The organism is Mycobacterium sp. SMC-19 (assembly GCF_045310815.1).
Taxonomy (GTDB): domain Bacteria; phylum Actinomycetota; class Actinomycetes; order Mycobacteriales; family Mycobacteriaceae; genus Mycobacterium.
In genome coordinates, this window is sequence record NZ_JBJIAM010000009.1 from 12,827 (window position 1) to 30,016 (window position 17,190).

Sequence of the window (17,190 nt, forward strand, 5' to 3'; positions counted from 1 at the left end):
CTTCTACTTCTACTTCTTCGCCGTCAGCTGATCGGCGATCGCGCCGAGCGCCTCCAGATCGGAGACGTCGAACGGCAGTGACGGCACCCCCACGATGGGAACCCGCGGGTTGGCCCGGGTGAAACGCGACAGCAGTCGGATCTCACGCTTGGCGGTAGCGCCGCGTTCGGCGTGAATCTGCAGCGCCGCGGTGGTGAGCGACTTCGTCCCCTCGGGCAGCGACGCGCTGACCTCGGGCTCCTGCAGCGTCTCGATCGCGTCGATGGCGCGCTCGATGGGCAGGTCGCACAGCATCGGATGGGTGCGGTTGAGGATCAGCCCCGCCAGCGGCATGTGCTCTTGGGAGAGCCGGTCGACGAAGAACGACGCCTCCCGCAACGCGTCAGGTTCGGCCGCCGACACCACTACGAACTGGGTGCCGCGGCGCTTGAGCAGGTCATAGGTGCGGTCGGCCTTCTCCCGGAAGCCGCCGAAGGTGGCGTCGAGGGACTGCACGAAATTCGCTGCGTCGGAAAGCATTTGCGAACCCAGCACGGTCGAAAGGGCTTTCATCGCCAGACCGACAGCGCCGGCGACCAGTTTGCCGATGCCCCGGCCGGGGCCCAGCAGCAGCTTCCACAGCCGGCTGTCCATGAAGCTGCCCAGCCGCTTGGGCGCGTCCAGGAAGTCCAGGGCGTTGCGCGACGGCGGGGTGTCGACGACCACCAGGTCCCAGCGGTCCTCGCTCAGCAACTGGCCGAGTTTCTCCATCGCCATGTACTCCTGCGTGCCGGAGAGCGAGGTGGCCACCGTTTGGTAGAACTGGTTGCCCAGGATCGCCTCGGCCCGCTCCGGGCCGGAGTACTGCGTCACCATCTCGTCGAAGGTGCGGCGCATGTCGAGCATCATCGCGTACAGCTGACCAGGTACTTCCGCAGGCAGCGTCACCTGCTGCGGGTTGTTGCCCAGGTCGTCGATGCCCAGCGCCTGCGCCAGCCGGCGGGCCGGGTCGATGGTCAGCACCACCACGGTGCGGCCGTATTCGGCGGCCCGCAGCGCCATCGACGCGGCGGTGGTGGTCTTGCCGACGCCGCCGGCGCCGCAGCACACCACCACACGGTTGGAGGTGTCGGCCAGGATGGCCGCCAAGTCCAGCGCCAGCGGCTTGCCGGTCGTATCGGGTGTCATCGAACCCCCTGTTGGCCGAGAACTTCGGAGAGCTCATAGAGGCTGCCGAGGTCGACCCCGTCGGTGATCGTCGGCAGATGCAGGCGCGGCACGTCCAACTGCTGCAGCTGCTCGGCCGTTTCGGTCCGGGCGCTGATGCGGGTGGCGTGCTGGATGGTTTCGGTCAGCAGGCCGGCGAAGTCGTCGTCGGTCAGCGTGATCCCCGCCGCGGCCAGTCCGCTGCGAAGCGCGTCGGCGTCGACGACGCCTTCGGCTGCCTTGGCCAGATCGGCGGGATCCAGGTGTGCGGGGATGTCGCGGTTGACGATCACGCTGCCGATCGGCAGGTCCAGCGCCCGCAGCTCGTCGATGGCCTCCAGGGTCTCCTGCATCGGCAGGGCCTCCAGCAGCGTCACCAGGTGAATGGCCGTCTGATCGGAGTGCAGCAGCTTCACCACGCCGTCGGCCTGGGAGTGCACCGGGCCGCCCTTGGCCAGCTGCGACACCGCCTTGGTGACGTCGAGGAATCGGGAGATCCGGCCGGTCGGCGGCGCGTCCACCACGATCGCGTCGTAGACCGGCTTGTTGTTCTTGTCGGTCTGGATCACGTGGTACTTGATCTTGCCGGTGAGGATGACGTCGCGCAGGCCGGGCGCGATGGTGGTCGCGAACTCGACCGCCCCGACGCGCCGCATCGCCCGCCCGGCGATCCCCAGGTTGTAGAACAGGTCGAGGTATTCCAGGAAGGCGGCCTCGATGTCCATCGCCAGCGCGTCGACCTGCCCACCGCCCTCGGCGGTCGCGACCTTGAGTGGGGTGATAGGCAGCGGCGGTACGTCGAAGAGCTGCGCAATGCCTTGGCGCTCTTCGACTTCCACCAGTAGGACCCGACGTCCGCCGGCCGCCAGCGACAACGCCAACGCGGCGGCCACGGTCGATTTGCCGGTACCGCCCTTGCCGGTCACGAAATGCAGCCGGGCCTTCGTCAATCGCGAAGGCCAGCCGAGAGCAGGCTCGCTGCTGGATGTGGCTGTCACCACTGCATGCTAACCAAACGCTTGGACGTCCTAGCGATAAGCTCGCTCCCATGAGTGAACGCACGGTCTGGGAGTACGCCACGGTCCCCTTGATCACGCACGCCACCAAGCAGATCCTCGACCAGTGGGGCGAAGACGGCTGGGAGCTGGTCTCGGTGCTGCCGGGGCCGTCCGGTGAGCAGCTCATCGCCTTCCTGAAGCGCCCGAAATGAGCTGGCGGGCCCGGCTGACCGAGCTCGGGATCGAGCTGCCCGACGTGGTGGCGCCGCTGGCGGCCTACGTGCCGGCAGTTCGCACCGGCAACCTCGTCTACACCTCCGGTCAGCTGCCGATGCAGTCCGGGGCGTTGCCGCACACCGGCAAGGTCGGTGCGCAGGTCAGCCCGGAGGAGGGCCACGCGCTGGCGCGGATCTGCGCTCTCAACGCGCTGGCCGCCGTGGATGCCCTGGTCGGGCTCGACGCGGTGGCCCGGGTGGTCAAGGTGGTCGGATTCGTCGCGTCGGCGCCGAACTTCAACGGGCAGCCCGCCGTGATCAACGGGGCCTCCGAGCTGCTGGGTGAGGTGTTCGGCGACGCCGGCAAGCATGCCCGCTCGGCGGTCGGCGTCTCCGAGCTGCCGCTGGATGCCCCGGTGGAGGTCGAACTGATCGTCGAGCTGAAGGCCGCGGCGGAGTAGTCGAGCGGTGTCCGCCAGTCACCCCGCCTACGGTCGGTTGCGGCCGGTCACCCAGACCGCGTCGGTGCTGTTGGCCGACAACCCGGGCTTGATGACGCTGGAGGGCACCAACACCTGGGTGTTGCGTGGCCCGGGCAGCGACGAGGTGGTGATCGTCGATCCGGGGCCCGACGACGACCAGCACATCGGCCGGTTGGCCGAGGTCGGCAAGATCGCCCTGGTGCTGATCAGTCACCGGCACTTCGATCACACCGACGGCATCGACAAGCTGGCCGACGCGGTCGGTGTGCCGGTGCACTCGGCGGGCAGCGGATTTCAGCGCCGGCTCGGCGGCGGCCTGGCCGACGGTCAGGTGATCGACGCAGCCGGACTGCGCATCAAGGTTTTCGCCACCCCCGGCCACACCGCGGACTCGCTGTCGTTCGTGCTGGATGACGCCGTCCTGACCGCCGACACCGTGCTGGGCCGCGGCACCACCGTCATCGATACCGAAGACGGCGACCTGACGCACTACCTGGACTCGCTGCGGCGCCTCCGCGGTTTGGGTGGGCGCACGGTGCTGCCCGGGCATGGGCCGGAGCTGCCCAACATCGAGGCGGTGGCCACCGGCTATTTGGAGCATCGCGAACAGCGGCTCGACCAGGTGCGCTCGGCGCTGGCCGCGCTGGGTGAGGACGCGACCGCCCGTCAGGTGGTCGAACACGTCTACACCGACGTCGACGAAGAGCTGTGGGGTGCCGCCGAATGGTCAGTGCAGGCCCAGCTGGACTACCTGCGGGGCTGACTCACCGCCGCGAGCCTGTAGTTAACGCGGGAAAGTGCGAGCAGCGGCCACGCTAACTACAGGCTCGGCGAGCAGGTACCTAGCGCGCCCGGCGGGCCAGCCGCTCGGAGTCGGAGATCAGCACGCTCTTGCCCTCGAGCCGGATCCAGCCGCGGTGGGCGAAGTCGGCCAGTGCCTTGTTCACGGTCTCCCGCGAGGCCCCGACCAGCTGGGCGATCTCTTCCTGGGTCAGGTCGTGGGTGACCCGCAGGGCCCCGCCTTCCTGGGTGCCGAACCGTTGCGCCAGCTGCAGCAGCTGCTTGGCGACCCGGCCGGGCACGTCGGTGAAGATCAGATCGGCCAGGTTGTTGTTGGTGCGACGCAACCGGCGGGCCAGCACCCGCAGCAGCTGCTCGGCGATCTCGGGCCGATCGGAGATCCACGACCGCAGGGCGTCACGGTCCATCGAGACCGCGCGCACCTCGGTGATGGTGGTCGCGCTCGAGGTCCGGGGGCCCGGGTCGAAGATCGACAGCTCACCGAACATGTCCGAGGGGCCCATGATGGTCAGGAGGTTCTCCCGGCCGTCGGGAGACCGTCGGCCGATCTTCACTTTCCCGGAGACGATGATGTACAGCCGGTCGCCGGGCTCTCCCTCGGCGAACACGGTGTGTCCGCGCGGAAAGTCCACGGGCTGAAGCTGCTTGGTCAGCGCGGCTACGGCGCTGGGCTCAACTCCCTGGAAGATTCCGGCCCTCGCCAGGATCTCGTCCACGATGCCCCTTAGATGTTTTTGATGAAGGTTTGAAATCGTAAGTGCGGGCCGCTACCCGGCCAGCCACCTGAGTCTAGAGCCACGCGTCAAGCGAGATTACAACGCTATACACGGTTGGCATGCCGATTCGGAGGAAACTGCGGATTGGCCTTCTGCTCCTGGCTCAGCCCCGTTTCGATGCGTTCCAGCCCGACTGCTGACAGCATCAGCAGCGTCGGGATGGCGGTGATCAGCAACCAGGACACAAGTCGTCAGTAAACATGGGCAAGATCTCGTTGGGGTCACAAATTAGTACCCTGTCGGAGGTGACAGTGGACAAAGCCTCCCGCGGGGCGCGGACGGAGACCCGGACCGGACTGGTCCGGCGTGCTCGTCGGATGAATCGGACTCTGGCGCAGGCCTTTCCCGACGCCCACTGCGAGTTGGACTTCACCACGCCGCTGGAGCTGGCCGTCGCGACGGTGCTGTCGGCCCAATGCACGGACGTGCGGGTGAACCTGACGACGCCGGCGTTGTTCGCCCGGTATCCGACGGCGCTGGACTACGCCCAGGCCGACCGCACCGAGCTGGAAGAGCTCATTCGGCCCACCGGCTTCTACCGCAACAAGGCGTCTTCCCTGATCAACCTCGGCCAGATGCTGGTCGAACGCTTCGACGGGGAACTGCCCGACACCATGGAAGAGCTGGTGCGCCTGCCCGGAGTGGGCCGCAAGACCGCCAACGTGATTCTGGGCAATGCGTTCGGGGTCCCGGGCATCACTGTCGACACCCACTTCGGCCGGCTGGTGCGGCGCTGGGCCTGGACCAGCGAGGAAGACCCGGTCAAGGTCGAGCATGCGGTTGGTGAGCTCATCGAGCGCAAGGAATGGACGTTGCTGTCCCACCGGGTGATTTTTCACGGCCGACGGGTCTGTCACTCCCGCAAACCGGCCTGCGGAGTGTGCGTGCTGGCCAAGGACTGCCCGTCGTTCGGGATCGGGCCTACCGCCCCGATGGAGGCCGCTGCGCTGGTCAAAGGCCCCGAAACCGAGCATCTGCTGGCTTTGGCCGGGTTGTAGGGGTCCCTGGATCAGATGGCGCCGATGAGCGGGTCGCGAGGATGGACCCTGACCGGGATAGCGGTCCTGGCGGTGGTGGCCGCGCTGCTCACTGGGCTGGTGACCGAACTGCGCCGTGAGCCGACCGCCGTGCGGGCCGACCCGCATCGATCCAGCACAGCCGTGGCCGCCGGCGCGGACCTGACCTCGCTGCGGCAGCGCGCCGACCTGCCGCCCTGTCAGGTGGGGCCGGGAGACACCGGGCCGAGCGCCCTGCGCGGCGTGACCGTCGAGTGTGCCGCCGACGGTTCGCCCGTCGACGTGGCTGCGATGTTCGCCGGCCGCAAGGTGGTGCTCAATCTGTGGGCGTACTGGTGCGGGCCCTGCCGCGACGAATTGCGGGCGTTCGCCGAATACCAGCGCCGGGTCGGGCCGACCGTGACGGTGGTGACGGTGCACCAAGACGACAACCAAGCGGCGGGCTTGGCCCTGCTGGCCGAACTGGGCGTGCGGCTGCCCACCCTGCAAGACGGCCGCCGGCAGCTTGCGGCGGCGCTGCGGGTGCCCAATGTGATGCCCGCGACTGTGGTGCTGGCCGCGGACGGTAGCGTTGCCCGCATCCTGCCGCAGCCCTTCGCCAATGCCGAAGAGATCGCCGCTGCCGTCGAGAACAGCGGCCGCTGATGTGGGGCGATCAGGATCCGGCACGCAAGGGAGGCGCGGTGAGCGCTGGCGAGTCCCAGTCGTGGGCCCCGTCGCGCGCCCCGTCTTGGCTCCGCCCGCTCGTCGACAACGTCGAGAAGGTGCCGACGGCCTACCTGCACCGGCTGCCCGCCGATGTTCGCGCGATGATCACGGCGGCCAACGCCAAGGCCAGCGTCACCGGTCGCGGGCGCGACGCGGCCGTACTGGTGCTGTTCTCCGGGCCGCCGGGAGGCCCACCGGAGGCGATATCGGAATCGGCTGACCTGCTGGTCACGGTGCGGGCCTCGACGCTGCGCCACCATGCCGGCCAGGCCGCGTTTCCGGGTGGGGCAGTCGATCCCGGCGACGACGGGCCGGTTGCCACGGCGCTGCGGGAGGCCAACGAGGAGACCGGAATCGATCCGGTCCGGGTGCATCCGTTGGTCACGATGGACAAGATCTTCATCGCCCCCTCGGGATTCCAGGTGGTGCCGGTGCTGGCGTACTCCGAGGATCCTGGGCCGGTGACCGCGGTGGACCCCGGCGAGACCGCTATCGTCGCTCGCGTTCCAGTCCGGGCATTCATCAACCCGGAGAACCGGTTGATGGTTTACCGTGATGCGCGCAGTCGGCGATGGGCCATGCCGGCGTTCCGGCTCAACCAGATGCTGGTCTGGGGATTCACCGCCCAGGTGATCTCGGCGATGCTGGATGTGGCCGGCTGGGCACAGCCCTGGGACACCAGCGAGGTGCTTGGGCTGGACGAGGCCATGGCGCAGGTTGGAGGAGAAGGCGAGATATGACGTCGTCGCAGTGGCTGGACATCGCCGTCCTGGCGATCGCCTTCGTTGCCGCAGTGTCTGGCTGGCGCTCCGGCGCGCTGGGCTCCCTGCTCTCTTTCGTCGGTGTTGCGTTGGGGGCCATGGCCGGCGTGCTGCTGGCCCCGCACCTGATCGAGAGCGTCTCGGGTGCTCGGCTGAAACTGTTCGCCGCACTGTTTCTGATCCTGGCCATGGTCGTCATCGGTGAGGTCGCCGGCGTGGTGCTGGGGCGGGCGGTGCGCGGGGCGATCCGCAGCCCGGGTGTCCGGGGAGTCGACTCCGTGGTGGGCGTGGTGTTGCAGCTGGGCGTGGTGCTGATCGCGGCCTGGTTGCTGGCCACCCCCCTGACCGCGTCCGATCAGCCGAACCTGGCTGCTGCCGTCAATGATTCACGCGTGCTGCGTCAGGTCGACGACCTCGCGCCGCGTTGGCTCAAGAACGTGCCTCGGCGGCTATCGGCGGTGCTCGACGACTCCGGGCTGCCCGCCGTGTTGGAGCCCTTCAATCGCGCCCCGATCGCTGCGGTGGATGCGCCGGACCCGGAACTGGCTGCGAGCCCGGTCGTGGAAGCCACTGCGCCGAGTGTGCTGCGGATCCGCGGCGTGGCGCCCAACTGCCAGAAAGTGTTGGAGGGCACCGGATTCGTCATCTCACCTACTCGGGTGATGACGAACGCGCACGTGGTGGCCGGTTCGGACAGCGTCACCGTGGAAAGCGGCACCAAGTCGTACGAGGCCACGGTGATCTCCTTCGACCCCAAGGAAGACATCTCCATACTGGCGGTGCCCGATCTGCCGCTGCCGCCGTTGGCGTTCGCCTCCTCGCCCGCCCAGGCTGACACCGACGCACTGGTGCTGGGCTACCCCGGCGGCGGCGTCTTCGAGGCCACCCCGGCGCGAATCCGCGACGTGATCAATCTCGAGGGCCCCGACATCTACCGCAACACGACCGTCACCCGCCGGGTGTACACCATCAGAGGCACTGTGCAGCAAGGCAATTCCGGTGGTCCCATGATCGATATGGACGGTCGGGTGATCGGCGTGGTGTTCGGTGCCGCGGTCGACGACGCCGACACCGGGTTCGTGATGACCGCCGAGGAGGTGGCGGGTCAACTCGCCCGCATCGGCGACACCCAGCCGGTCTCGACACAGACCTGTGTCGGGGGAGAGTGATCAGGCGAGAAACCGCAGCAGGTGCTCGTTGACCACCTCGGGCGCCTCTTCGTGAGCGAAGTGCCCCGCGCCGGCCACCGACACGTACTGCCCGTGGGGCGCGTACTGCCGGGTCTTGTTGACCGGGTCGGCCAGCACATAGGGGTCGTTCGCACCACGTAGGTGTAGCAGGGGAATGTTCAGCGTGCGCAGGTCCAGCGCCTTCATGAACCGCCGGCCCTCGGCGCGGAGCTGACTGCGCACCGCCCAGCGCTGGTACTCCAGCGCGCAGTGCGCCGCCGACGGAATCTGTACCGCGGTGCGCAGGTGCCCGATGGTTTCGGCGAAATCCTGACTCGCCTGCCAGCTCGCGCCGGCCCGACTGCGCACCAGTCGCTCGAGCTCGGCTCCGCCTCGGCGGGTCAGGGAGCGCTCCGGCCAGAACGGCACCTGGTAGCGCAGCAACCACGGCAACAGCGCTCGGCCCTGATCGGCATGGGTCAGCGCCGAGTGACGCAACGCCGCCGGATGCGGTGAGCTGACCACGGCGATATCGCGCACCAGGCGGGGGTGCAGCAGCGCGGTGGCCCAACACACCAGGCCCCCGTCGGCGTGGCCGACCAGGGTCGCCGAGGAGTGCCCCAGGGCGCGGATCAGCCCGGCCGTGTCACCGGCGAGGGTCCAGCCGTCGTAGCCGCGGGGAGGCTTGTCGCTACCCCCGTAGCCGCGCAGGTCGACTGCGACGACCCGGGCATCGTCGCTCAGCCCGCGCAACTGATGACGCCAGGTCCACCAGAACGAGCCGAACCCGTGCAGCAGCATCACCAGCGGCCGTGAGGTCGGCGGGGCGTCGGCGGCGTTGGCCGTGTCCTTGCCGACCGTTGTCGCCTCGACGACATGGAAGCGAATGCCGTTGGCGTGGATGTCCCAGTGTCGCCACGGCCCGTCGATGCGGGTGATCGACGGATCCGGTGGCGGCACTACCAGCCCGAGGGATCGGTGGTCGGCCCGCCGTCGGGCGAGCCCGCCGGTGACGCCGACGAGCCGTGCAGGCGGTCCGGGTCGGGGCGAAGCGCATCGCGGGTCTCACGCACCGATTCGATCGTTTGGCGCGGCCCGCGGATACGGCGCACCCGTAGGAAGCCAAGCAGCGCCAGGGCCACCGTCACCACCAGCATGATCCCGAACACGATCAGGTAGGCCGCCCAGTCCTGCAGCCACATGTTGAGCAGCTCGGCGACGAAGAAGAAGAAAAAGAAGGTGGAGTAGAACAGCACGACCAGGGCCGCGATGAAGAAAATGCTGCCGGTCAGGCCCTTCTTGACGTCCCGGGTGATCTCGGCGCGGGCCAGCTCGACCTCCGCGCGCACCAGCGTCGACATCTGCGCCGTGGCGTCCTTGACCAGCTCGCCCAGGGATGGGTCGGCGGGCAGCGCGTGCGGGTCGGCCAGCGGGATGGTCGCCAAGGTGTTGGGCACGCCGTTGCGGTCCGCCCTAGCTGCGGCGCGTGATGCATTCCTGCGGTCGCCCTTGCTCACTGGCTGTCCTCCCGTTCGCCGTCGTCGCGGCTTAATGTTGCCATGCGGTAGCCGACCCGACGAGTGACCCCGGAAAGCTGCGGCAGATCGCGAGCCACCGCGCCCCCGACGGCGCTGGCCCGCGGCGCGCCCAGCCCCGCCACGTCACCTACCGCCGTTAGGCTGTTTCTCTACCACCGGGGGTGGAGTTGATCGACGGGAGAACCGCTGTGCAGATCGCACACCGCTGGTCGTTGCGTGCCGCGACGGTGCTGTTGGCCTGGGTGACCTGTGCCGGCTTGTTCACAGTCGCCGCACCGGCGGGCCGGGTAGCCGCCGACGACAAGGTGGTGATGGGCGGCGGCGCGGGCATCGTGGTCGACGAGGACACGCTGTGCACCCTGACCTCGATCGGCCACGACAAGACCGGTGCGCTGATCGGTTTCACCTCGGCACACTGCGGCGGGCCCGGCGCGCTGGTGGCCGCCGAGGGCTCCGAGGGCAACGGCACGATCGGCCACATGGTCGCCGGCAACGACGGCCTGGACTACGCCGTGATCGAGTTCGACCCCAACAAGGTGACGCCGGTGCCCAACTTCGGCGGCTTCGTGATCGGCGGCATCGGGCCGGACCCCATGTTCGGTCAGATCGCCTGCAAGCAAGGCCGCACCACCGGCAACTCCTGCGGCGTCACCTGGGGGCCGGGCCAAGACCCGGGCACCATTGTGATGCAGGTGTGCGGGCGGCCTGGTGACTCCGGCGGGCCGGTCGTGGTGAACAACATGTTGGTCGGCATGATCCACGGTGCGTTCAGCGATGCGTTGCCGACGTGCGTGGTCAAGTACATTCCGTTGCACACACCCGCGGTCGTGGTGTCGATCAACGCCGTGCTGGGCGACATCAACGCCAACGACCGGCCGGGCGCGGGCTTCGTCCCGATCGGCTAGGCGGGGCTCAGTCGGCCGCCCGGATCGCGTCGAACACGCTGGGGTCCACCAGGGTTGAGGTATCGCCCAGTTCGCGGCCGTCGGCGATGTCGCGCAGGAGCCGGCGCATGATCTTGCCGCTGCGGGTCTTGGGCAGCTCCGGGACGATGTGGACGTTACGGGGCTTGGCGATCGGGGAGATCTCCACGGTGACCCGCTCGCGCAGGTCGTCCACGATCGTGCCGCCCACGTGGCTGTGGGATGCCGCCAGTACCACGAATGCGCAGATCCGTTGGCCGGTCTGCTCATCGATGGCGCCGACGACGGCGGCCTCGGCCACCGCTTCGTGACCGACCAGAGCGGACTCCACCTCGGCGGTGGAGATGCGGTGCCCGGAGACGTTCATCACGTCGTCGATCCGGCCCAGCACCCAGATGTCGCCGTCGGCGTCGTAGCGGGCGCCGTCGCCGGCGAAGTACCAGCCCTGCTCGGCGAAGCGTGACCAGTAGGTCTCGATGAAACGCTCCGAGTCACCCCAGATCCCGCGGGTCATCGACGGCCACGGCTGATCGATGACCAGGTAGCCCGAAACCGGTTCCCCGGCAGCGTCATCCGGAGACAGCAGGTCGCCGTGATCGTCGACGATGCGAGCGGAAATCCCGGGCAGCGGGGTCATCGCGGCACCCGGCTTGGCCGCGGCCACACCGGGCAGCGGGGTGATCATGGCAGCGCCGGTCTCCGTCTGCCACCAGGTGTCGACCACCGGGACGGCGTCCGCGCCGATCACACGTCGGTACCAGCGCCAGGCCTCCGGGTTGATCGGTTCACCGACTGAACCCAACAGTCGCAGACTGGTCAGGTCGTGGGCGTCGGGGACCTCGCGGCCCCATTTCATGAACGTGCGGATCAACGTGGGCGCGGTGTAATAGATGGTCACGCCGTACTTTTCGATGATCTGGAAGTGCCGGTGCTGGTCCGGGAAGTCCGGGGTCCCCTCGTAGATTACTTCGGTGGCGCCGTTGGCCAGCGGCCCGTATACCGAGTAGGTGTGGCCGGTGACCCAGCCGACGTCGGCGGTGCACCAGAAGACGTCGGAGGCGGCCTTGAGGTCGAAGACGTAGTGGTGGGTGTAGGCCGCCTGCGTCAGATAACCGCCACTGGTGTGCACGATGCCCTTGGGCTTGCCCGTGGTCCCCGACGTGTACAGCAGGAACAGCGGCTGCTCGGCTTCGAACGCGTCGGGGGTGTGCTGCGGTGCGGCCGGATCCACCACCTCGTGCCACCACAGGTCGCGGTCGGGGTCCCAGGCCACTTCGCCACCGGTGCGGCGCACCACCAGCACGTGCTCGACACTGCTTTTCTCCGGGGCTGTGCCTAAAGCCTCGTCGACGGCAGGTTTGAGCGGCGCCGGCTGGCCGCGGCGGAACTGCCCGTCGGAGGTGATGACCACCTTCGCCTGCGCGTCGTCGATGCGGGAACGCAGCGCGTGCGCGGAGAACCCGGCGAACACCACCGTGTGCAAAACGCCCAGCCGCGCGCACGCCAGCATCGCGATGACCGCCTCGGGGATCATCGGCAGGTAGATCGCCACCCGGTCACCGGCCACCAAGCCGAGCCCGGTCAGCGCGTTGGCCGCCCGGGAGACCTCGGCGAGCAGGTCCGCATAGGTGATGGTGCGGGCGTCGCCGTCCGGCTCGCCCTCCCAGTGGATCGCCACCCGGTCGCCGTGGCCGGCTTCGACATGGCGATCCACGCAGTTGTAGGCGACGTTGAGTTTGCCGTCGGCGAACCAGCGTGCGAACGGAGCGTCTGAGTAGTCGAGCACCTCGGTGAAGGGCGTTGCCCAGCTCAACCGGTTGGCCTGCTCGGCCCAGAAAGCGAGCCGATCGGATTCGGCTGCGCGGTACAACTCGGGACCCGCGTTGGCCTGGGCGACGAACTCGGCGGCGGGTGGGTACGACGGCGCTGAAGCGGCGGGTGTTGCGGTCACGGTCAGGAGCCTAATCACCTCGCCGGTAGTGTCACAGCCCGTGACCACTGCGGAGGATCCACTGGCCCCGTTAGCTGCGCTGCCCGGTGTCGCCGAGGCCAGTGAGCAGGTTCGCGACGAGCTGGCTCGGGTGCACCGGCACAAGACCAACATGCGGGGCTGGCCGGTCAGCGCCGCGGAGGCTTCGCTGCGGGCGGCCCGGGCGTCGTCGGTGCTCGACGGGGGCCCTGCGGCGGTGGACGCCGCCTCGACCTCCGATCCGGTGTTCGCCGGTGCCCTGCGGGTGGCCCAGGCTCTGGAAGGCGGCGAGACCACGCTGGTCGAGGTGTGGCGGCGTGCCCCGCTGCAGGCCTTGGCTCGGCTGCATGTGCTGGCCGCCGCGGACTTGGTCGAGGAGGAGCGCCTCGGGCGGCCGGAAGGCGGCGCGGCCGTCGGGCGCCGGCTGGAGATGCTGGCCGACCTGGCCACCGGCGGCACCTCGGTGGCCGCCCCGGTCTTCGCCGCGGTGGTGCACGGCGAACTACTGACGTTGGCGCCGTTCGGCAGCGCCGACGGGGTGGTGGCCCGCGGCGCGGCCCGGCTGGTCACCATCGCCAGCGGATTGGACCGTCACGGGCTGGGCGTCCCCGAGGTGACCTGGATGCGCAACGCCCGTGACTATCGACGGGCGGCGACGGAATTCGCGAGCGGTTCGGCAGAGGGTGTCACCGCCTGGCTGCTGCTGTGTTGCGGCGCGATGCGTACCGGTGCGCTCGATGCGCTGGGGATAGCTGAGGCGGGTCGCTAGGCCCCGATTCGGGCCGCTGGACGCGGACGCAGAACGAACGAAGCGGGCGGCGTGCCGAATGATTCGGCTCGCCGCCCGCTAGCACGGTACACGGTTACCAAGCGTCCAACTTGGGCTGCGTGGGTGGCCTCGGCGCTCCTGCGGTGTTCTTCGGCTGCAACCCCACCCAAAGGGCTGACAACACCGATCACGTTCCGCAATTACGCAGGCCCGCAACACTTCTGCCATCTTCGCGGCTGTGGCTCCGCGTGGGTACCGCTCTCCGTACTGGGAAGTGCGGTTCGGGAGGTCGATCCTTCTCTTCCGGGTCGACCCTGGCCTTACCGGCTTCCGTGCTTCCTTTGTACTACGTGACGCACGGCACAGCAAGGGTCAATCGCATACGGCGTGTGTCGTGTCATCGGATTGTGATCAGCGATGTTTGCTGGAAGCGAGTTCAGGGCACCAGTCGGCGCAGCAGGGAGTAGGTCAGCGCGCCGGCGGCCAGTGCGCTGACGCCGACCGCGGCGGTGGTGGCCAGCGCGGCACCGGAGGGCGCCGGGATGCGGTCACGCAGCGACACCGGCCGCGAGAAGGTCAGCACCGGCCAGCCGTTGGCGATCGCCTCTTTGCGCAGCGCGCGGTCGGGGTTGACCGCCGATGGATGTCCGACCACCTGCAGCATCGGTAGGTCGGTGATCGAGTCCGAGTAGGCGTAGCAGTGCTCCAGCGGGTAGCCCTCGCGGGCGGCCAGTTCGCGGATGGCCTGCACCTTGCCTTCGCCGTAGCAGTAGAACGCGATCTCGCCGGTGTACTTGCCGTCGGCGACGACCATCCGGGTCGCCATGGCGTGGGTGGCGCCCAGCGCCCGGGCGATGGGCGCCACGATCTCCTCCCCGGAGGCCGAGACCACCACCACGTCGCGGCCGCAGAGTTTGTGATCGGCGATCAGCTCGGCCGCCTCCGCGAAGATCAGCGGCGTGACGATGTCGTGCATCGTCTCGTTGACGATGGCCTTGATCTGTTCCACGTTCCAGCCGGTGCACATGTTGGTCAGGTGGGCGCGCATTCGCTCCATCTGATCGTGGTCGGCGCCGGACAACAGCATCAGGAATTGCGCGTAGCTCGACTTGAGCACGGTACGACGGTTGATCAGTCCCTGATCCATAAAGGGTTTGCTGAAGGCCAGCGCGCTGGACTTGGCGATCACCGTCTGATCGAGGTCCAAGAAGGCGGCTGTGCGGGTTCGTGGAGCCCCGGAAGGGTCGCCAGATGCCGCAGGTGAGGTAGGCGGTGACTGCGGCTGCGGGGTGGGTGCGGACACCGCCACAGCATAGGTCCGGGAGGCCGACCAACCCGGTGCTACGGCAGAAAGAGCACTTCACACGTAGTGCGAGATTTGAGTCGCCATTCGATAGCAACACTCGCAAACACTTGCGCCGGACCACCCTGTCGTGTGTATAGTGGCATCACTCGGCTTATGCTGAGGGTGTATCGGCCCGACCCCCCGGGGTTGATACGCGACGACCTCCGCCTCCTCCCCCCCTGGCGGGGGTCGTCTTTTTTAACCGGTAATTTGTTCGCCGGAGCCCCCTCTCGCTGACTGGAACGTGTTACAGATCTGGCTTCTCATACCATTAGTTTGGTTTTTTCGATAACGCATTACTTCAAGTTATCCACAGTCGGGAATTTCATCCACACTTGGCGTGAATTGGCTGGCGTCGCGGGGCGTAGCGCACCACGGTGAGGCGGTGAACACCGCCACCGGCCTGTTGGCCCTCGTCACCCAACCGGCATTACGCGACGAAGTGGACCGGGTGGCCGCGGCCGTGGGTGTCCGCGTGATTCACCTGGGCGCCGCCACACCGAACCGCAGGGCCTGGTCCGCTGCTGCCGCCGTAGTACTCGACGAGCAGGCTGCCGCCCGCTGCGGCCCGGCCCGGCTGCCGCGCCGCCCCCACGTCGTCGTGCTCACCACCGGCCGGCCCACCACCGTCGCCTGGCAAGCCGGCGTCGTCGTCGGGGCGCAACGGGTCCTGGCGCTGCCCGCCGAAGCTGACGAGCTGGTGGCCGAGCTGGCCGAAGCCGCCGAGTCGGTGCGGGATGGGGCGCGCCGCGGCGACGTCATCGCGGTGATCGGCGCACGTGGGGGAGCGGGCGCATCGTTGCTGGCAACGGCGCTGGCCCAGCAGGCCGGTGATGCGCTGTTGGTCGACCTGGACGCTTGGGGCGGCGGTATCGATCTGCTCGCCGGTACCGAGAACGCCGCCGGACTGCGCTGGTGCGACCTGACGCAGCACAGCGGGCGGCTGACTTGGCCGGCGCTGCGCGGAGCCCTGCCCCGACACCACGGGGTGAGCGTCCTGTCCGGCGCTCGGCGGGGCGACGCGGCCCAGGAGTCCCTTGGAGTCGGAACCGGCCCCGTCGATGCCGTCGTGGATGCCGGCCGTCGAGGCGGGGTGACGGTGATCTGCGACCTGCCCCGGACGTGGGCCGATCCGGTCGAGGCCGCGCTGAGCGCCGCCGATCTCGTCGTGGTCATCAGTCCCTGCGACGTGCGGTCGTGCGCGGCCGGTGCCTCGATCGCACCGCGTCTTCGCGCGCTGAACCCCAATGTCGGCCTGGTGGTACGGGGGCCGGCTCCCGGCGGACTCCGGGCCGCGGAGGTGGCCGAGATCGTCGAACTGCCCTTGCTGGCCGCATTGCGGGCCGAGCCGCGACTGGCCGAGCGACTCGAACATGCGGGCCTGCAGTTGCATCGGCGTTCGGCACTGGCGGCGGCGGCCGGACGAGTTCTCGAAATGTTGCCCCAGCGGAAAGCTTTGGCATCATGAGGGATTCGTTGATCGACCGGGTCCGGGAGCGGCTGGCGTCGGAGTCCGGGGGATCGTCGGAGTTGCGCCCCCGGACGGTGGCCGCAGCGATCCGGGCCGAATCCGGTGGGGTGCTCGGGGATACCGAGATGCTGTCCAGCCTGCGAGTGTTGCAGACCGAACTGACTGGCGCCGGGGTGCTGGAACCACTGCTGTGCGCGTCGGGCACCACCGACGTCCTGGTCACCGCGCCCGATGCCGTGTGGGTCGACGACGGGGCAGGCCTGCGGCGCACCGAGATCCGGTTCGCCGATGAAGCGGCCGTGCGCCGGCTGGCTCAACGACTGGCAGTGGCGGCGGGCCGCCGGCTCGACGACGCCCAACCCTGGGTCGACGGGCAGCTGCACGGCTTCAACGTCGGAGGCGCCGGCGAGTTCACCGTGCGCCTGCACGCGATCCTGCCGCCCGTCGCTGCCGACGGCACCTGCCTGTCGCTGCGGGTGCTGCGCCCGGCCACCCAAGACCTCGCCGCACTGACCGCCGCGGGCGCCATTGCGCCGCCGGCAGCGGCGCTGCTGACCGACATCATCGCCGCCCGACTGGCGTTTCTGATCTCCGGCGGTACCGGCGCCGGTAAGACGACCCTGCTGGCCGCCCTGCTCGGCGCGGTCAACGAAGGCGAGCGTGTGGTCTGCGTCGAGGACGCCCCCGAACTGCAACCCCGCCACCCGCATCTGGTCCGGCTGGTGGCCCGCGCGGCGAACGTTGAAGGCGCCGGCGAGGTGGGGTTGCGCGAGCTGGTCCGGCAGGCGCTGCGGATGCGGCCGGATCGGTTGGTGGTCGGCGAGGTCCGGGGCGCAGAAGTGGTCGACCTGCTCGCCGCATTGAACACCGGACACGACGGCGGCGCCGGGACCGTGCACGCCAACAACCCCGCTGAAGTCCCGGCCCGCCTGGAAGCGCTTGCCGCACTGGGTGGTCTGGACCGTGCGGGCCTGCACAGCCAGTTGGCGGCGGCCGTCTTATCTGGTGTCGCGAGCATGTGTGTATGACTGTTACCGATTAGGTGCGTCCCGTGCCGATCAGCC

General features: G+C 68.8%; 19 protein-coding genes. 11 read left to right on the forward strand and 8 right to left on the reverse strand.

Annotated features, from left to right (window positions below; genetic code table 11):
* Window positions 1–9: 9 nt before the first annotated feature.
* Both ACJH5R_RS18355 and ACJH5R_RS18360 read right to left on the reverse strand, forming a co-directional pair.
* Complete coding sequence (locus ACJH5R_RS18355; RefSeq protein WP_406756849.1) at window positions 10–1,167, reverse strand: ArsA family ATPase; 1,158 nt, start codon at window positions 1,165–1,167, stop codon at window positions 10–12.
* Window positions 1,164–2,186 carry an ArsA family ATPase gene (locus ACJH5R_RS18360; protein WP_406756850.1) on the reverse strand — a complete coding sequence of 341 codons (1,023 nt, stop codon included), beginning with the start codon at window positions 2,184–2,186 and terminating at the stop codon, window positions 1,164–1,166. The genes ACJH5R_RS18355 and ACJH5R_RS18360 overlap by 4 nt, the downstream gene beginning before the upstream one ends.
* A gap of 47 nt (window positions 2,187–2,233) precedes the next feature.
* Between ACJH5R_RS18360 and ACJH5R_RS18365 the strand changes: the two genes are divergently transcribed.
* Genes ACJH5R_RS18365 through ACJH5R_RS18375 form a run of 3 tightly spaced genes read left to right on the forward strand, consistent with a single transcriptional unit; the run spans window position 2,234 to window position 3,643 of the window.
* The gene (locus ACJH5R_RS18365) at window positions 2,234–2,395 is read left to right on the forward strand and encodes a DUF4177 domain-containing protein (protein WP_109560444.1); all 162 of its coding nucleotides are present in this window, start codon (window positions 2,234–2,236) and stop codon (window positions 2,393–2,395) included.
* The gene (locus ACJH5R_RS18370) at window positions 2,392–2,859 is read left to right on the forward strand and encodes a RidA family protein (protein ID WP_406756851.1); all 468 of its coding nucleotides are present in this window, start codon (window positions 2,392–2,394) and stop codon (window positions 2,857–2,859) included. The genes ACJH5R_RS18365 and ACJH5R_RS18370 overlap by 4 nt, the downstream gene beginning before the upstream one ends.
* A 7-nt stretch (window positions 2,860–2,866) precedes the next feature.
* Entirely contained in the window at window positions 2,867–3,643 is a 777-nt protein-coding gene (locus ACJH5R_RS18375; protein ID WP_406756852.1) for an MBL fold metallo-hydrolase, read from the forward strand.
* 79 nt (window positions 3,644–3,722) lie between these two features.
* Here the strand turns inward: ACJH5R_RS18375 and crp are convergent, their stop codons facing one another.
* A complete protein-coding gene (crp, locus tag ACJH5R_RS18380; protein ID WP_013830875.1) occupies window positions 3,723–4,397 on the reverse strand; it encodes a cAMP-activated global transcriptional regulator CRP in 675 nt (224 codons plus the stop codon).
* 104 nt (window positions 4,398–4,501) lie between these two features.
* On the reverse strand, window positions 4,502–4,642 hold the full coding sequence (locus tag ACJH5R_RS18385) for a hypothetical protein (RefSeq protein ID WP_406756853.1): 141 nt from the start codon (window positions 4,640–4,642) through the stop codon (window positions 4,502–4,504).
* Between the two features lie 132 nt (window positions 4,643–4,774).
* Here ACJH5R_RS18385 and nth point away from each other — a divergent pair, with 132 nt between their 5' ends.
* From nth to marP, 4 genes are read left to right on the forward strand one after another with little or no spacing between them, the layout of a single operon-like run.
* The gene (gene nth, locus ACJH5R_RS18390) at window positions 4,775–5,455 is read left to right on the forward strand and encodes an endonuclease III (RefSeq protein WP_406756921.1); all 681 of its coding nucleotides are present in this window, start codon (window positions 4,775–4,777) and stop codon (window positions 5,453–5,455) included.
* A gap of 24 nt (window positions 5,456–5,479) precedes the next feature.
* Entirely contained in the window at window positions 5,480–6,118 is a 639-nt protein-coding gene (locus ACJH5R_RS18395; RefSeq protein WP_406756854.1) for a TlpA family protein disulfide reductase, read from the forward strand.
* A complete protein-coding gene (locus tag ACJH5R_RS18400) occupies window positions 6,118–6,921 on the forward strand; it encodes an NUDIX hydrolase (RefSeq protein WP_406756855.1) in 804 nt (267 codons plus the stop codon). The genes ACJH5R_RS18395 and ACJH5R_RS18400 overlap by 1 nt, the downstream gene beginning before the upstream one ends.
* Window positions 6,918–8,111, forward strand: a complete 1,194-nt coding sequence (gene marP / locus ACJH5R_RS18405; RefSeq protein WP_406756856.1) for an acid resistance serine protease MarP — start codon at window positions 6,918–6,920, stop codon at window positions 8,109–8,111. Before ACJH5R_RS18400 ends, marP begins: the two co-directional genes overlap by 4 nt.
* Here the strand turns inward: marP and ACJH5R_RS18410 are convergent, their stop codons facing one another.
* Both ACJH5R_RS18410 and ACJH5R_RS18415 read right to left on the reverse strand, forming a co-directional pair.
* Window positions 8,112–9,071 (reverse strand): alpha/beta fold hydrolase, encoded by a 960-nt coding sequence (locus ACJH5R_RS18410; protein WP_406782540.1) that lies wholly within the window; start codon window positions 9,069–9,071, stop codon window positions 8,112–8,114.
* On the reverse strand, window positions 9,071–9,628 hold the full coding sequence (locus ACJH5R_RS18415; RefSeq protein WP_406756858.1) for a phage holin family protein: 558 nt from the start codon (window positions 9,626–9,628) through the stop codon (window positions 9,071–9,073). The genes ACJH5R_RS18410 and ACJH5R_RS18415 overlap by 1 nt, the downstream gene beginning before the upstream one ends.
* A 209-nt stretch (window positions 9,629–9,837) precedes the next feature.
* On the opposite strand from ACJH5R_RS18415, the gene ACJH5R_RS18420 reads away from it, so the two are divergent.
* A complete protein-coding gene (locus ACJH5R_RS18420; protein WP_406756859.1) occupies window positions 9,838–10,554 on the forward strand; it encodes a serine protease in 717 nt (238 codons plus the stop codon).
* Window positions 10,555–10,561: 7 nt separating this feature from the next.
* On the opposite strand, the gene acs is transcribed toward ACJH5R_RS18420, so the two are convergent.
* On the reverse strand, window positions 10,562–12,523 hold the full coding sequence (gene acs, locus ACJH5R_RS18425; protein WP_406782541.1) for an acetate--CoA ligase: 1,962 nt from the start codon (window positions 12,521–12,523) through the stop codon (window positions 10,562–10,564).
* Between the two features lie 40 nt (window positions 12,524–12,563).
* On the opposite strand from acs, the gene ACJH5R_RS18430 reads away from it, so the two are divergent.
* Entirely contained in the window at window positions 12,564–13,310 is a 747-nt protein-coding gene (locus ACJH5R_RS18430) for an oxidoreductase (RefSeq protein ID WP_406756861.1), read from the forward strand.
* A gap of 436 nt (window positions 13,311–13,746) precedes the next feature.
* Here ACJH5R_RS18430 and ACJH5R_RS18435 read toward each other — a convergent pair whose 3' ends face one another.
* Window positions 13,747–14,613, reverse strand: a complete 867-nt coding sequence (locus ACJH5R_RS18435) for an HAD-IB family hydrolase (RefSeq protein WP_406756862.1) — start codon at window positions 14,611–14,613, stop codon at window positions 13,747–13,749.
* A gap of 427 nt (window positions 14,614–15,040) precedes the next feature.
* Between ACJH5R_RS18435 and ssd the strand changes: the two genes are divergently transcribed.
* Both ssd and ACJH5R_RS18445 read left to right on the forward strand, forming a co-directional pair.
* Window positions 15,041–16,123 (forward strand): septum site-determining protein Ssd, encoded by a 1,083-nt coding sequence (gene ssd, locus ACJH5R_RS18440; RefSeq protein ID WP_406782542.1) that lies wholly within the window; start codon window positions 15,041–15,043, stop codon window positions 16,121–16,123.
* On the forward strand, window positions 16,120–17,154 hold the full coding sequence (locus ACJH5R_RS18445; protein ID WP_406782543.1) for a TadA family conjugal transfer-associated ATPase: 1,035 nt from the start codon (window positions 16,120–16,122) through the stop codon (window positions 17,152–17,154). Before ssd ends, ACJH5R_RS18445 begins: the two co-directional genes overlap by 4 nt.
* Window positions 17,155–17,190 lie beyond the last annotated feature (36 nt).

What these genes read in the sequence shown, in the direction of transcription:
- ACJH5R_RS18355 (WP_406756849.1), bottom strand. Translation starts at nt 1,167, where the DNA reads ATGACACCCGATACGACCGGCAAGCCGCTGGCGCTGGACTTGGCGGCC.
- ACJH5R_RS18365 (WP_109560444.1), top strand. Translation starts at nt 2,234, where the DNA reads ATGAGTGAACGCACGGTCTGGGAGTACGCCACGGTCCCCTTGATCACG.
- ACJH5R_RS18370 (WP_406756851.1), top strand. Translation starts at nt 2,392, where the DNA reads ATGAGCTGGCGGGCCCGGCTGACCGAGCTCGGGATCGAGCTGCCCGAC.
- nth (WP_406756921.1), top strand. Translation starts at nt 4,775, where the DNA reads ATGAATCGGACTCTGGCGCAGGCCTTTCCCGACGCCCACTGCGAGTTG.
- ACJH5R_RS18395 (WP_406756854.1), top strand. Translation starts at nt 5,480, where the DNA reads ATGAGCGGGTCGCGAGGATGGACCCTGACCGGGATAGCGGTCCTGGCG.
- ACJH5R_RS18400 (WP_406756855.1), top strand. Translation starts at nt 6,118, where the DNA reads ATGTGGGGCGATCAGGATCCGGCACGCAAGGGAGGCGCGGTGAGCGCT.
- marP (WP_406756856.1), top strand. Translation starts at nt 6,918, where the DNA reads ATGACGTCGTCGCAGTGGCTGGACATCGCCGTCCTGGCGATCGCCTTC.
- ACJH5R_RS18445 (WP_406782543.1), top strand. Translation starts at nt 16,120, where the DNA reads ATGAGGGATTCGTTGATCGACCGGGTCCGGGAGCGGCTGGCGTCGGAG.